Source organism: Candidatus Hydrogenedentota bacterium, assembly GCA_035450225.1.
In the GTDB taxonomy this organism is placed as follows: Bacteria; Hydrogenedentota; Hydrogenedentia; order Hydrogenedentales; family SLHB01; genus DSVR01.
Genome location: DAOTMJ010000068.1, coordinates 1 through 14,591, shown reverse-complemented (window position 1 = coordinate 14,591; position 14,591 = coordinate 1). Strand labels below are relative to the sequence as shown.

The window sequence follows — 14,591 nt, the reverse complement described above, 5'->3', positions numbered from 1 at the left end:
CGGACTTCCATATATGCGCCAAACGATCCCTCGGCCACAACCAAACCGTGCGCCCGCAATTCCCGAATCACCGTTTCATACAAGGGAATGGCTTGTTCGGGGCGTGCGGCCCGTGTGAACGAGGGGCGCCGGCCTTTGCGGCAATCGCCGTGCAACGTGAATTGTGAGATTACCAGCACGCCGCCGCCCACTTCCTGCACGGACAAATTGAACTTGCCCGCCTCGTCCTGAAAACAGCGAAGTCCGGCGATTTTACCGGCCATCTGCACCGCGTCCTGTTCGTCGTCATCCACATCAACACCGACAAAAACGAGCAGACCTTGGTCTATGGCGCCGATCGTGGCCCCGTTCACGGCCACCGAAGCCTCGCGAACCCGTTGTACCACCGCACGCATCTGGTGTTTCGTTCTCCGAACCCCATTGAGTCTAGCAGGCGTATCCGCGGCATTCAAAGGGAAATGTGCGTGTTCCGCCGGATAATCCCGCCGGCTTCTTGCCGGCACGCCGGCCGTCTTTTTATTCAAGCGTCCATCCGTCACGGTAGGGCGGGTTGATGAAGGCATTGGCCTCCGCATCATTGGTGAAGCGCATGGCCGCACCATCCCACAGTAACCGGCGATCAGGCAGCCGCATGGCCAGTACGCCCAGCAGCACCATTTCCGTCAACGCGCCGCCGTACTCGAAACTCGAACTCGCCGGCTTGCCGTCTTTACAGGCGCGAATCCAGTCATGCTCATGCGCTTCGCCCTTGACGCGGGGAATGGTCTCCTCGGGTTGTTTGTAGGATTGGCGAAGTTTCTTGGGCAAAAGGAGCGGGTTTCCCGCGCCGTGCGAACCATGCAGGATCGTGCCCTTGTCGCCAACCAGCAAGGCGCCGTTGGAATCGAACCGTTGGCGCGGGTCGAAATCACGCGGAAACGGCGGTTTGAGACGTCCGTCATACCAGGTCAAGCGTACGGGCGGCATTTTGCCCCGCGCCGGAAACTCATAGCGCACAATGCAGGCCCGCGGGTACGTCTCGTCGCTCACTTCCTTTTCCCAATGCGTGGTCGTAGCCTCGACGGACGTCGGATGACGGAGGTCCAGCGCCCAGAACGCCGGATCCAGAATATGACATCCCATGTCACCCAGCGCGCCCGTGCCAAACGCATACCAACCGCGCCATTGCATCGGATGGTAAATGGGATGATACGGACGGTACGGGGATGGCCCCAGCCACAGGTCCCAATCCAGCGACTCGGGCACGGCTGGTGTGTCGGCGGGCCGTTTCATAATCGGAAAAGTGGACCACGGATCACCGCCCACGGGCCGGTCGCTCCACGCGTGCACTTCGCGCACAGGGCCGATCGCGCCATCCGCGATCCATTCCTTGACCCGCCGGATTTCGTCGGACGAATGGCCTTGGTTGCCCATCTGCGTCTGAACCTTGCACTCGCGCGCCGTCTCCGTCAATCTCCGAACTTCATACAGGCTGTGCGCCAGCGGCTTCTGGCAATACACATGCTTGCCGAGTCGCATGGCCGCCATCGCGATGACTGCATGTGTGTGGTCCGGCGTGGCAATGATGACCGCGTCAATGTTGTTTGCCTCGGCATCGAACATCTTGCGGAAATCTTTGTAACGCCGGGCCTGCGGATACGCCGCGAAAGTATTCGCCGCATAAGCGTCGTCCACGTCGCAAAGCGCCACGATGTTTTCCGCCGCGCATGCCTTCAGATTCGCGCCGCCCATGCCCCCCACTCCGACGGCGGCGATATTCAGTTTCTCGTTGGGCGACAATACGCCCGGCACAACCTGCGCCGTATTCACTCGCGTCGCGCAACCAGCCGCCGCCGCGCCCGACGCCACCACCGACAAAAAACTTCTTCTGGACAACGATTGGTTTGCCACAGTCATTCCTCCTTCCGGGCTCCAGCCCGATCCAGCATAGCATGCCGGCCGCTTCCATTGTCTATTTCCATTGCAATATCGTCTCCAGATTTCAGTCGGTAGGCTCAACGTCCGGTTTTCCGTGAAAAACCCAATGAATGCCGTACAAGCCGAGGGCAACGGCAAGCAACCAGCCCCCCGCGCGCAGGGCCTGCGGGTCTTGCGAGGCCAACACGCCCAGGCAGGTCATTGCGCCCACAACAGGCACTGCAACCGGAATGCGGAAAATGGGGGCGGGATAAGCCCGGTCGCGCTTGACGCGAATCAAGGCCACATGCAACAGGAAGAAGACGACCAGCAAAAAGGTCGAAGCGCCGGCCGCAAGCGTTTTGATATCGCGGAACAGCACCAGAAGCGTAACTACGACCCCGGCGGAAAGACCGATGCCGGCCACGGGGGTCCGCCACACCGGATGGACGTATGCCAGCGCGGCCGGCAACAGGCGGCCTTCGCCGCGCGCCATGCCGTAGAGCAGGCGCGACGCCATGATCAGGTTCAGCAAGGCCGTGTTGAATGCCGCGAAAACAGGGATCGCCGAGTAAATCCAATCCGGGAAATTCGGCGCCGCTTGGCGCACAACATCCAGGAGCGGCGTCCGGCTCGGCGCCAATTCGGCGGGGGTGAGCACCGACACCGCTATCAGCGCAATGATGCAATACAGCACCGTGGTGATTGCGATGGCCAAACAGATGCTCAAAGGGATGTTTCGTTCGGGACGATGCGCTTCTTCGCTCAGATTGACCAGATCCTCGAATCCGATGAAGGCGTAAAACGTGATTGCCGCGCCGGTCATGACGGCGAAACCGCCCCAGGCATTCGCTTCCATTGGAACGGCCGGGGTCCAATCGAAATAATGGACCGCGCCGATGAAACGAATGCCCAGCATTACAATAATCAACAGTCCCGAAAGTTCAATGACCGTACAAAAGGCATTGGCAACGGAGGACAACTCGATGCCGCGAGCGGCGATCGCTGCGAGCAACACGACGAACAGGAGCGGTACGGCATGGTCGGCCCAAATGGGCGGCGCGCCGGGAAACGGCGCCAGGGCATATTGCGCGATCACGCGCGCGCCGGTTGCCATTGAAAACAAACCCGAAAGCGCCACGAAGAAGATGACCAGAAACGTCGCCAGCGGCAGCCGGTATACCGTGTGGCAGAAGTGCGCCGCGCCGCCCGCCCGAGGAAAACGCGAGGCCAGTTCGGCATAGGTCAGCCCCGTCAATCCCGCGGTAATTCCCGCCAGCACGTACGACAGCCACGCCGCATTTCCAACGGTTCCCGCAACACGGCCAATCAGCCCGTAAACCCCGATCCCCAAGATATCGCCCACGCCGAACGCCGTCAACGCCAGCAACCCCAGCGACCGCTTCAGTTGGGGAGTGCATTCCGGGGAAACCATTCAGTTCGCCTTCGGATGATCCGCCCGATCCGCCGGATCGGTCGGATCAATCGGATCGGTCGGATCCCAGGAACCGTCTTCCGTTGCCAGGCTGTGGAAGGCCTCGCGGATCCACTGGTAATTCCGTTCGCTCATCCCAAGACTGGCATAATCCTCCACGTAGGCGATGAATCCCCCGTGGAACACGCCCAGCGTGTCGCGCAGAAAGCGCGCATAGGCAAAAATCTCTTCCCGTGTGCCGCTGATGGCGCGCCGCTGATGATCGATCGAGCAGCAGAAACAGACCTTCCCGCCGAATTCGCGCGCCAGCCATTCTACCCCAAGCAGATCCGGTTGCAGCAGTTCAATCACGTCCACGCCGATATCAATGAGATCGCCGATGATGGCCGAAACATCCCCGCAGGAATGGAACCACACCTTTTTGCCGGCCTTGCGTATCGAATCGAATTGGGCCGCATAGCGCGGACGAAACACTTCCCGCCACAGTTCGAGTGAAACCATCAGGCCCTTCTGCGTGCCCCAGTCGTCGCCAAACGCCACGCAATCCACGGGATACCGCAGCGCCTGTTCGATGATCTGGTTTTCGAAATCGAACACAAAATCAATCACCCGCCCGGCGCGCGCGCGATCCGTGTATAGATCCGTCAGCAGGTTCTCATAACCACGTAAAAACGTGGCCTGATTGAAACCCGATATTCCCAGGCCAAACCGGATGAAGCGGTCCGGCCATTGCGCAATCTGTGTATCGAGCCGATCGAAACGGCCCGCCGCGTACGGAGCCGGCGGCGCATAGGATGTAATGGCCTCCGGGTTCGACAAGGGATGAATCTTCGGTTGTCCCATTGTTTTATCCAAGACTTCCCACACGAAACCCCATTCCGTCATCCCCGGCTCGGCCGGCGTAAAACCCGCGGCCGGCGCGTATCCAACGCCGATGCAATCCGAACAATCAAAATCCCGGTTGCAGTAGGTGATAGGCAGGCGAGGCGGATCCCGGCGCTCAATCGCCCGCAGCACAATGTCCTTCCGCGTCACGGTATTTCGTCCTTTTACATTATTGGGGCGTTCAATGTTGTAATTCGATCCGGCCCATTGTTTCGCGAAAAGCGCGATCGCCGCCGGCCAACAGAATAAACAACCGCATGCCCGTCGTTCCGGATCCACTTGCACCACGCCCCGGATTGTTCGGCACAACGCAAACCTCCGTGGGTCAGCCTTCGGCGTCGGCGCCGAAAATGTCCACCCCGCCGGCATATTCGAGTTCGGCCAAAGCAAGAATATGATCAATCCGATCGAAGGAAAGCCCGAGACTCTGATACACGGCATGGTCAATCGGCGGCATGGTCATGTCGCCGGGCCATCCGTATCCCATGCCTCGCGCCAGAATGTCGGCCAGATGGACAATGGCCGTCGCCGTTGGGTGGCTCTTCGACAAGCCGGGTTCATGGTGGTGGACGATGGGGTCGCGGAGACACGCGGGCAGGCGCCATTGGTGGGCGACCCATCCCGCAACCGACGCATGATCCGCCCCGAACACCTCCGTTTCAGCCGCCGCGATATGGCATCCTTTCAACTGCGCCGTCTTGATCGCGATATCGTACTCGGCCTTTGCGACAAACGACAGGACGGCCTTGCCAAAATCGTGAAGCAGACCCGCGATCATGATTTCTTCCACGTCGGGCAACGCCAGTTCCCGGGCGATGCGGCGGCTGACGATCGCGCAGCCCAAACTATGTTCCCACAAACCGACCGTCTGTTTTGCAAAGGCGTCGAACACGGCCGTACTGAGGACAAGCCCTTTTACCACGTTAAAACCAAGAAGGACCAGCGCGTGCGTCACGTTGGCGATTCGGGTGGGGAAACCGTACACGGGCGAATTGACCAGCCGAAGGATGCGCGAGCTCAAAACCTGATCTTTGGAAATAATCTCCGCGATATCGCCCGCGCTTGAATCCTGGTCTTCGACCAAAAGACCGACGCTTCGAATGATCCCGGGCAGCGTCGGCATGTTCGACAGGGCCGCCACCCGCTTTTCAAGTTGTTCAACCGTGATCGCCACGCACATACTCCCGGCGCCGGATGCCGCGCCCGCAGTGTTTGTTCGCAACATTCACGATCCGCGCGCGGCGCATGGATGTTGCCCACAAAGAAATCATACCCCGGATTGAGACATGGCGGCCGGACCGTCCTGTTGCGTTTCCTGTTCAAGTATCAGGAGATTGAGCCGGTTCTCGAAGATCGCCTTGAGTTGCAGCAGCAACGAATCTTCAATTCCCTCGAATCGCTGGTTCAATTTGTCGAGACGTTCCCGCGGGGTAGGGCCATGTTCACGGCCGCCTTCCACGACAACCGACTCGATCCCCGCCGCGCGCAGACGTTCGATGATCCGTTCCGTAAGCCGCAATCCGGCCGGGCATAACACCGCGCCGCCCGCATTGGTCACCGGGCGCGCCAACACACGGCCCGCCTGAACCATGCCCATGCCCAGAAGTTCCAAAGCGCAATCTCCACGGCTTTAGGCCATTTTGCCTGTCAAAGGCATTGTAGGCCACGTTTTCCCGTTGTGTCAAAACCGTGCCATCGCCATACGATCCGGGAAAAACGCCCTTTCGCGTCATTTTTTCAAGTTCCTTTGTCCCGGAATCGAACCGTCTGTTATGCTCCTTTTCACGGAAGGAACGGACAGCCCCAGGATACCGGCCCGGCACAAAGGGAAAGCGCCCATTGGGCAATGGCAACGGAATGAATATGCCCGCGCATACGGATCATGAACGAAATGAACGCCGTGAAAACGGACTGGCCATGCCCGGCGGCAGGCGATGCCGCGAATGGATTTTGGTCTTGGCGATCTTTGTCGTCGCCACGGCCGGCAGTTGGGGATACATGACCGCTTCCGGGTTGCGGCCGGGCACCAATGAGGGGGACACCTATCTGGAAATCGCCTCCGCCGCCCGCTGGACCCTGGGATACGGATTTCGCGAACCGCCGGGTTCGCCGATATACCTCATTTATTCGCCGGCGTTTTTTTTCTTCTGCTTGCAACGGATTGATTTTCTGATGGAAAAGGCGGATGCCCTGCCCAGGGATCAGGCGCCGCCTCCGATGCTGTTTCCCTTTGAAGGCGATCCCAAGTTCATCTACGACCGGCTTTATCTTTTGTATTGCATGGGACTGCTCTGGAAAGTGACAGGCATTTCCTGGTCGTCCCTGAATTATCTGGTCGCGATCTTCGCCGGGCTTTCCGCCATCGCCGGTTATGGGCTGTTCCGCCTGGGAATGGGCCGCATCCTTGCAACGATTGCAACGGCATTCTTCATTTCCTCGCCCGTTTTCTTGAACGTTCTCCCGCGAATGCGGGATTTGGCCAAAGCGCCGTTTTTTCTTGCCGCGATCCTGGTCGTGGGCATTCTGCTGGCCAAGACGCCGGGCAAGCGGGCGCTAGCCGCGCTGGCCGCGGGCGCCGGCCTGTTGTGCGGCGCGGGAATGGGATTCCGCCCGGACATTCTCGTCCTGCCTCCCGCGCTGCTCGCCGCATTCTTGTTTGCGCCGGCGGCAGCACGGCATACCCTCGGATTTCGCGGTGTCTTGGTGGGCCTTTTTCTGTTCTGCTTCCTGGTTCCCGCGTTTCCCGTATTGAAAATGAACCGGGAAACAGGCGGCGGAAACAGCCCGTTCTATCTGCTGCAGGGATTTTCGCACCGCATGATGGCCGACATGGATATGAGTCGCGCTTCTTACGGGCCATTCTGTTCGGATGACGATTTCCTTATCCATGCCGGCATCACCCAGTATGCGCTCCATTCCGGCATGTGGAATCCAACGGCCAGACGTGCAACGCAATGGGCCCTTGGCGCAGCGGCGCTGCCGCTCTTGCCGGCCAGTCCGCTCACCTCCCTGGCATGGGTCAACTTTCTTCGGCAATGGAAAACAGATTTGGATTTCTGGAATGAGGACTCCTCGCGGGTGACGCGTTCGATGATGCGCGACCTGGCCTCCACGTTTCCCGCCGATTTCGCGACGCGGTGGCTGGGGGCGACGTTGCGCTGCATCCGGGGCATCCAAGGTAGAAATTTCGCGCCCAACACATCGAATCCGGTCATGGATTTCTCATTCAAAGCGCACCAACCCTTCGCCGAACACTGGCGGAAATACAGCTTGGGCTATGGCGCCTTGGCCTTGTCCCTGATTGTGGCGCGCGATCTCCGGATGGGGCTGGGCATGGCGATCCTGCTGCTCTACTTCTGCGGTTATACGAGCCTTGGTTTTCAGCCACGGCATGTGTTTCACATGGATTGCGTGTCCGTGTGGCTGGCCGGATTTCTTTTGAGCCAAGGCATCCGTTTGCCCGGCCGAATCGTTTCTTTCCATCGCCGGTTCCCCTTTATCCACCCACGGCCTTTGCCGGGCATTTTCCTGTCCGAAATAGCCGGCCGTCTGCTGTTTTTTGCGACGGCGGGCATCCTCTTTCTGGCGGTTCCGATCCTCACGATACGATTATGGCAGGACTATCGCGTGGAAAAGATCATCACCCGTTACCAAACCGCCGATCTCGAACCGTTGCCCATCATACAAACACCGCAACCAGACGGCACAATCCTGTATTCGCCGGCATCCCTGCCCGATTTCAGGCGATCCCTCTTTTCCCCGGAAATTCTCTGCGAGTATCTGGTATTGGAATTTCAGCCCGCCAACAACGGGGATTCTCTGCAAATACAATACGAGGGATCGCGGGTGGAACTGGATCACCGCGATATTCCCCCCCGTTTTGAACCGGCCGTTCCCGCCGTCATCCGTTATTTCTTCCCTGTCTACAGTTTTTCAAAGGGTTTCCAAGATCGCACGAGCGCCGGTTTTGGGCTGCCCGACTTCGCCGGCATCGCCGTGCCGGCTTCCGTGTCGGTCAAGGGGCTTTACCGGGTGCGAAACAAAAGCCATTTTCCATTGCTGATGAATGTCTGGCTGCCGGATGACATTCGGCTGTTCAAAAGGCATTACGCGCTGTCGCTGGCCCCCTAATCGCACCGGCCGATTCGTCCACGACGGGAAAAACGGGCCGTTCCATTGGATGACGCACGCATCATAAGGTATGATTCATGACGTCGGCGCAGGCCGACGCGGCACGAGAAAGCGTCATGAACGGGCATTATGATTTATTTGGGCATCAGCGAGGATTTGTTCGATTCGGGTGTCGCTCTTTGCGACGATTCCCGTATCCTGTTCGCCGCCAATGAGGAACGGTACACCCGCCGAAAGAACGAGGGGGGCTTTCCGCACAGGACGCTGGAAGCCGCCTTCGCCTGCGCCGGCATCGCCCCTGCCGACGTGGACCGCATCGTTTTTTCCGGGATCATGACGCCGCCGGCGCTCGTTCGCCTGTTTCCGCGCCTGCACGACTGGCTGTTCGATGCCCTGCGCCAGCGCGAACGAACCCTCTTCAAGCGATTGATGAACGCCGTCATGTTCATGACCCCGGTATCCCATACCCGGCCGGGTTCGACAATACCCGCCGCCATCAAGCGGCTGCTGCCCCTGATTGCGCGCAGAAGCCTGCCCGCATCGCTGCGCAAAAAAGACATTTCGTTCGTCGAACATCATCATGCCCACGCATACGGTGCGTGGAGCATGTCGGGATATTCCCGCGCGCTCGCGATAACCGCCGATGGAATGGGCGACGGCGTGTCATTGACCGTTTCATTGTGCGAGGAGGGAAAAGGCGTGGAGCGGCTATGGACGGCCCCCTCGCTCAGTTCGTTCGGCCTCTTCTTCGAAATGCTGACCGAGGCTTTTGGATTCGTCTCATGCCGCGATGAAGGCAAATTGACGGGGCTGGCCGCCCACGGCGATCCGGCGCGTGTCGCCGTGCCGCCGCCCTTCCAGTTTCGCGATGGACAACTCCTCTACACCGGTCCCTTGGGTCTTCGGGGCGCCGATTGGGCCCGGCAGGTCCTGTTGACGAAGTACAGCCGGGAAGACATCAGCGCATGGGCCCAGAATCTACTGGAAACGCACATCACGAACATCGCCCGGCATTGGCTGAAGCAAACCAGCACCTCGCGACTGGTCGTTGCGGGCGGCGTGTTCGCCAACGTGAAACTCAACCAGCGGCTGCATGAAATGGACGAGGTGGAGCAACTGTTCGTATATCCGAACATGGGCGACGGCGGCTTGAGTTTGGGCGCCATTCGGGCGGACACACACGCGGTCCCGCAGGCCGTTGACAACGTCTTTCTGGGCGACGGCTTTGCCGAATCCGAAATCCCCTCCATGCTGCGGGCCGCGGAGTTGCCTTTTGAACAGGTCGAAGATTCGGAAACGGCCGTTGCGGATCTCGTGGCGCGGGGAAAGATTGTCGCCCGTTGCCAAGGCCGCATGGAATGGGGACCGCGCGCCCTTGGAAACCGTTCCATTCTGGTTCGCGCATCCGACCGGACACAGGCGGACCGCCTAAACAAACTGCTCGCACGAAGCGATTTTATGCCATTCGCGCCGGCATTGCTCGCGGAAGATGCCCCGGAATGGCTGGAAGGCTACGAATCCGCACGCCACGCCGCCGAATTCATGACGGTCTGTTTTCGTTGCAATCCGCGCATGAAAAACGAACATCCCGCCGTCGTCCATGTGGACGGCACCGCGCGGGCGCAACTGGTCGCGCGCGACAACAATCCGGGGTTCCATCAAATTTTGCGGCGCCTTAAGGAAAAAACCGGATCGAGCGTTATCCTTAACACCAGTTTCAATATCCACGAGGATCCCATCGTCCGCACTCCCCAGGAAGCCATTGACACGTTCAAGCGGGCACGACTCGATTTCCTGGCCATGGGAAACTGCATCGCCGGCCAGCCGAAGGACGATCCGGAAAACCTGCGGCCCTGACGAGGCAAACACGTAACGACCAAGGCATTTGCCACGCGTTGCCATGCGGTGATATGCTGTCTGAACGCGCCGGAATAACCATGGAGTGAACAATGTTGTACTTCAAAACGAGCCAGCCTATCCCCGGATCGGGCGATGCCTGGATGTATTATGAATGCACGGACGACAAACGGATTGTCCGATATGTCACCCACATACCGGCGACGAACAAAACAGAACGGGTTCCGGATCCCGTGGTAAAAAAACTGTACCGGCCCGAACTCTTGTTGCCGTCGTCCCGGGATGAATTCGAACAGTTTTGGGCGATGCCCTAAGGCGGCCCGGTTGCCATGCGCCACGCAAGGGTATTATTTCTTCGGTTACAACCCACGCGCGCCGCATGCAAAAGTTGAGGACAAAGAACGAACAACCACAATCGAAAGGTTCCCATCATGGCAGACAAGCATTTCTCGTTGGATATGACCATCGCCCAGGCGATGCAGGTGCATCCGCGCGCCGCGGAAGTTTTTGCCGCGTTTCATCTCGGTGGCTGCGCGCACTGCCATATCAACCAGGTTGAAACGCTGGACAACGTGTGCATGGCCTATGGCCTCGATCCCAACGAATTGCTCGAGGCCCTTGAAGGGATCATGGAAACAGCCGACGCCTCCTAAGGTTTGCGTTGAGCAATGCCGCCCCCCGAAGAATCTGCTCTGCGGCAACGAGGAATTCCGTGCGTATTTTGAATCCCTATCTCGACGCGTCCGTGCCCTGGCTGAAGGGCAACCTGCATACTCACACCACCAACAGTGACGGGCCGCACTCGCCGCAAAACACCGTGCGCGAATACGCCGAGCGCGGCTATGATTTTCTCATGCTGAGCGACCACGATCACCTGACCGTCTTGGACGGAATCGATCCCCATGGCATGGTCCTCATCCCGGGCAACGAGATCACGGCAAACGGGCCGCATATCCTGCATGTCGGCGCGCAATCCACCATACCGCCCCACACGGAACGCCAGCGCGTATTTGACGCCATCCAGGCCGATGGCGGCATGGCCGTGTGCAATCATCCAAACTGGGAATCCAGTTTCAATCATTGCCCGCAGGAACTGCTCGCCGCATGGGACGGCTATGCCGGCATCGAAATCTACAATGGCGTGGTCGAATGGCTGGAAGGCCGCCCTTGCGCAACCGACCGATGGGATCGCCTGCTGGCTTCGGGCAAGCGCATCTGGGGTTTCGCCCACGACGACTGCCACCGCGCCGAGGATATCGGCATTGCATGGCTGATGGCGCAATCGCGCGAACGTTCCCCCGAAGCCGTACTCGACGCGTTGCGGCATGGCCGGTTCTATGCCAGCACGGGCATCGAAATAACGCGAATCGAAACCGAAGACAACCGTATCCGGATAGAAACCCGCCATCCGTGCCGGATCAGCGTGTTCTCGGATTATGGATACCGGCGCGCCATGGCCGACGGAACCATGCTCGAATTCGCCGTCCCGCAAGCCCGCGCATACACTTACCTGCGCATCGAATGCGCCGGCCACTATGGCCGGGCAGCCTGGACCCAGCCCTTCTTCATCGAATAATCCCCGCAAATGTTGTTTTCAGGGAAGATGCGCAAGGAGATCAGGGACGTCAAGAACGCTAAAAAACCTTAAGGGCGGCAACCCTGCGATTATGTCATGGCAGCAGAAGAAGGGCGGCGATCAACTCACGACGAACAGGATCGTAAAGAAGTGGCTGATGCTGCCGGCCAGGACAAATACATGCCAGATGGAATGGCCGAAAGGCAGGCGTTCCCAGGCGTAAAAAACGACGCCGAACGTGTAAAACAGTCCGCCAATCAGCATGCCGATCAGGCCCCACCCGGGGATCATGGCCATGGCCGGCTTGATGGACAAAAGGGCAATCCAGCCCATGCCCAAATACAATGCGAGCGATAGCCGCTCGAAGCGCCCCATGTAAAACGCCTTGAGCAATACGCCGAAAACCGCCAGCGCCCATACCGCCGCAAACATGATCCAGCCCACCCCCCCGCGCATCGTCACCAGCGTAAACGGCGTATAGGTGCCCGCGATCAGCAAAAAAATCGCGACGTGATCCAGCCGGCGAAAGATTTCCTTGGCGCGCGGGGATTGAATGCCGTGATAGAGCGTCGAGGTGAGGAACAGTGCCACCAGCGTTGATCCGTAGATGCTCAACGACACAATGCGCCACGGATCGCCCTTCAGGCTGGCAAACACGACCAGCACGGTCAGCCCCGCGATGCTCAATGCGGCGCCGATGCCGTGGGTGACGCTATTGGCGATATCCTCGGCCAGCGAATATCTAAAACGCTTCACCTGACTTTTTCTCCCTTGTCTTCAAAACACCGGTACAATGACATATAATCCCCGGCTAGGTCAATAAATCAGGATCAGGACAATGACATGTCCGGCAGAAATCCGGCGATGCTTTGACTTGTTTGTCATTTGCGAGTATCATGCCGTCTACACAAAGCCACCGTAAAAAAGTGGCGCGGTCGAACGTGCGGGATATACGGTTCCACGTGTTTCTGAAAACGATCCAGGATGAAAAATGAGGTTTGCCATGAGATTCGTGATCGTGCTGTTGGTGTGCATGTCCTTCGTTGCCGTGGCGCAACCACCCCAGACCGACGCGGCGCCGGCCGATCCGGCCTCGCCGCCGGTTGCCATCGAAGACAAGGATGTCGCGTTGGTGGCCGACGATGTCCTGAAAGGATTCGAGACTTTTTGGGCCTCGGAAGAAAACGTGTCCGCCAATGCGCTGGCATTGGATATCCGCCAATGCGTAGAAACCGCCTTGTCCCGAAACGCCCAAGTGCTCGTGGCCGATGACGAGATAGCCGCGGCCAAGGCGAACATTGGACAGGCCGAATCGGCACGGCGTCCGCAGGTCAAGGTGCAGGAAGCCTTCATTCGCGTGGACGGCCTGCAGAACATCGAGATTCCCGGTCTTCTTGGCCGCCTGTTCGGCGGCGGCCTCAACTCTTTCCAAGGCAAGAAAGACCAGCGCCGCGACGTGTTGAGCATCTCGCAGGTCCTGTTCGCGGGCGGTCAAATCCAGGCGGCGGTCAAGGCATCCGAATATCTCGCGCAATCGAAGGAATGGACCAAACAGGCCAAGCTGAACACGCTCGAATTCGAGGTCAAGCAGGCCTATTACAATTGCCTGCTGGCCCGGGCGATGGTGCGCGTGGCGGATGAAAGCGTCGTCACGTTCAAACGCCATCTCGGCGACGCGGAAAAAATGCTCGAAGTGGGTCTCATCAGCAATTTCGAGGTGCTGCGCGCGAAGACCGAAGTGGGCGCTCGCGAAGCCGACCTGGTGGCCGCCGGAAATGCCGCCCGGCTCGCATTGATCAACTTGAGGCGCTTGCTGGCCCTGCCGGAAAACACCGATATCTCGCTCGTGGGCAAGATGGACTGGACGCCGTTGTCCGAAGCGCAGGATCAACTTGTCGCCGAGGCGCTGGAAACGCGCCCCGAATTGCAGGCGTTGAACAAGGGCCTCGCCGCGGCCAGCCAGAACATCAGACGCACCAAAGGACAGTTTCTGCCCAGCGCTGCCGCTTCCGCCACATGGACCAATGTGGACGGCGGCGGGCAAGCCCAACCCGACGGATGGACGCTGAGCGTGGGCGCGGAATGGCAGGTCTACGCCGGCGGCAAGCGACGCCACGACGTCGCGGAAGCCCGGGCCCAGAAAAGCAGCCTCGAACACCAGATCGAAGACGTGAAACGACTTATTGAACTCGATGTCCGCGCCGCCTACATCCAGGCCGAAGACGCCGCCGCGCGCGTCAAAAAGGAAAAAGGCACCGTCGAACTGGCCCGCGAGGGACGCCGGCTCGCCGAACTCCGTTTCCAAGAAGGCGTCGGAACACAAACGGAAATCCTGGATGCCGCGCTGGCCTTGACCGCCGCTGAGACGGCGCTGGTGCGCGCCGTGCACGATTACGCGGTGGCCGTCGCCGCGGTGGACAAGGCCGCTGGGCGCGGCTCGGTCAAATCCGTCGAAGCCGCCGGGCCGAACGTTTCCCGCGAGAAAAGCAATTAGGCAGAATCCTCCCTGTCCAAAATTACCGAAAAGAACTCAACGCAAAGGCGCGGAAGACCCAAAGAGGAGGTTGCTTGCCTTCTCCCGCAAGAATCTTTTCCACTTCCAAAAGAATAGGTCTGTACATGAGAGTACCGAGTTCTTGAGACAAAAGAATGAAACGTTCCACGAAGATTGGCGTTTCCGGGCAATTTCATGTTGGATCAGGTATCGAGTGCTTGAGGTGAAATTGAAAATGGCCGCTTGGTAGCGCCGATTTCCTAATCGGCATATCGTGTTTCAGCAAGCCGATTTGGAAATCGGCGTTACATTCCGAG

13 protein-coding genes are annotated in these 14,591 nt (G+C 59.2%); 6 read left to right on the top strand and 7 right to left on the bottom strand.

Translation table 11 applies throughout. The features are described from left to right. The 6 genes from dtd to P5540_18970 form a co-directional block, all read right to left on the bottom strand. The coding region (gene dtd, locus P5540_18995; GenBank protein ID HRT66902.1) for a D-aminoacyl-tRNA deacylase at positions 1–395 on the bottom strand (395 nt) is incomplete at its 3' end. A gap of 121 nt (positions 396–516) precedes the next feature. Beyond that, positions 517–1,896 carry a Gfo/Idh/MocA family oxidoreductase gene (locus tag P5540_18990; GenBank protein ID HRT66901.1) on the bottom strand — a complete coding sequence of 460 codons (1,380 nt, stop codon included), beginning with the start codon at positions 1,894–1,896 and terminating at the stop codon, positions 517–519. An 85-nt stretch (positions 1,897–1,981) separates the two neighbouring features. Further along, a complete protein-coding gene (locus tag P5540_18985; GenBank protein HRT66900.1) occupies positions 1,982–3,331 on the bottom strand; it encodes an APC family permease in 1,350 nt (449 codons plus the stop codon). Further along, positions 3,332–4,366 carry a uroporphyrinogen decarboxylase family protein gene (locus P5540_18980; protein HRT66899.1) on the bottom strand — a complete coding sequence of 345 codons (1,035 nt, stop codon included), beginning with the start codon at positions 4,364–4,366 and terminating at the stop codon, positions 3,332–3,334. Positions 4,367–4,541: 175 nt separating this feature from the next. Continuing rightward, positions 4,542–5,390, bottom strand: coding sequence for an HDOD domain-containing protein (locus P5540_18975; protein HRT66898.1), 849 nt, complete (start codon positions 5,388–5,390; stop codon positions 4,542–4,544). 93 nt (positions 5,391–5,483) lie between these two features. Continuing rightward, positions 5,484–5,828, bottom strand: coding sequence for a hypothetical protein (locus P5540_18970; GenBank protein ID HRT66897.1), 345 nt, complete (start codon positions 5,826–5,828; stop codon positions 5,484–5,486). A gap of 251 nt (positions 5,829–6,079) precedes the next feature. Here P5540_18970 and P5540_18965 point away from each other — a divergent pair, with 251 nt between their 5' ends. From P5540_18965 to P5540_18945, 5 genes are all read left to right on the top strand, one after another. Further along, positions 6,080–8,347, top strand: a complete 2,268-nt coding sequence (locus P5540_18965) for a hypothetical protein (GenBank protein HRT66896.1) — start codon at positions 6,080–6,082, stop codon at positions 8,345–8,347. A gap of 129 nt (positions 8,348–8,476) precedes the next feature. After that, on the top strand, positions 8,477–10,204 hold the full coding sequence (locus tag P5540_18960) for a carbamoyltransferase C-terminal domain-containing protein (protein ID HRT66895.1): 1,728 nt from the start codon (positions 8,477–8,479) through the stop codon (positions 10,202–10,204). A gap of 92 nt (positions 10,205–10,296) precedes the next feature. Beyond that, a complete protein-coding gene (locus P5540_18955; GenBank protein HRT66894.1) occupies positions 10,297–10,518 on the top strand; it encodes a hypothetical protein in 222 nt (73 codons plus the stop codon). Positions 10,519–10,635: 117 nt separating this feature from the next. Then, complete coding sequence (locus P5540_18950) at positions 10,636–10,857, top strand: DUF1858 domain-containing protein (GenBank protein ID HRT66893.1); 222 nt, start codon at positions 10,636–10,638, stop codon at positions 10,855–10,857. Between the two features lie 59 nt (positions 10,858–10,916). Further along, positions 10,917–11,780 (top strand): CehA/McbA family metallohydrolase, encoded by an 864-nt coding sequence (locus P5540_18945; protein HRT66892.1) that lies wholly within the window; start codon positions 10,917–10,919, stop codon positions 11,778–11,780. A gap of 120 nt (positions 11,781–11,900) precedes the next feature. Here the strand turns inward: P5540_18945 and P5540_18940 are convergent, their stop codons facing one another. After that, positions 11,901–12,536: a hemolysin III family protein gene (locus P5540_18940; GenBank protein ID HRT66891.1), complete on the bottom strand. Its 636-nt coding sequence runs from the start codon at positions 12,534–12,536 to the stop codon at positions 11,901–11,903. Between the two features lie 247 nt (positions 12,537–12,783). Between P5540_18940 and P5540_18935 the strand changes: the two genes are divergently transcribed. After that, positions 12,784–14,274, top strand: coding sequence for a TolC family protein (locus P5540_18935; protein ID HRT66890.1), 1,491 nt, complete (start codon positions 12,784–12,786; stop codon positions 14,272–14,274). Positions 14,275–14,591 lie beyond the last annotated feature (317 nt).

Bases quoted from the DNA above. Each gene is read 5' to 3' on its own strand.
- P5540_18985 (HRT66900.1), bottom strand. From the start codon at position 3,331: ATGGTTTCCCCGGAATGCACTCCCCAACTGAAGCGGTCGCTGGGGTTG.
- P5540_18955 (HRT66894.1), top strand. From the start codon at position 10,297: ATGTTGTACTTCAAAACGAGCCAGCCTATCCCCGGATCGGGCGATGCC.
- P5540_18965 (HRT66896.1), top strand. From the start codon at position 6,080: ATGCCCGCGCATACGGATCATGAACGAAATGAACGCCGTGAAAACGGA.
- P5540_18960 (HRT66895.1), top strand. From the start codon at position 8,477: ATGATTTATTTGGGCATCAGCGAGGATTTGTTCGATTCGGGTGTCGCT.
- P5540_18990 (HRT66901.1), bottom strand. From the start codon at position 1,896: ATGACTGTGGCAAACCAATCGTTGTCCAGAAGAAGTTTTTTGTCGGTG.
- P5540_18950 (HRT66893.1), top strand. From the start codon at position 10,636: ATGGCAGACAAGCATTTCTCGTTGGATATGACCATCGCCCAGGCGATG.
- P5540_18935 (HRT66890.1), top strand. From the start codon at position 12,784: ATGAGATTCGTGATCGTGCTGTTGGTGTGCATGTCCTTCGTTGCCGTG.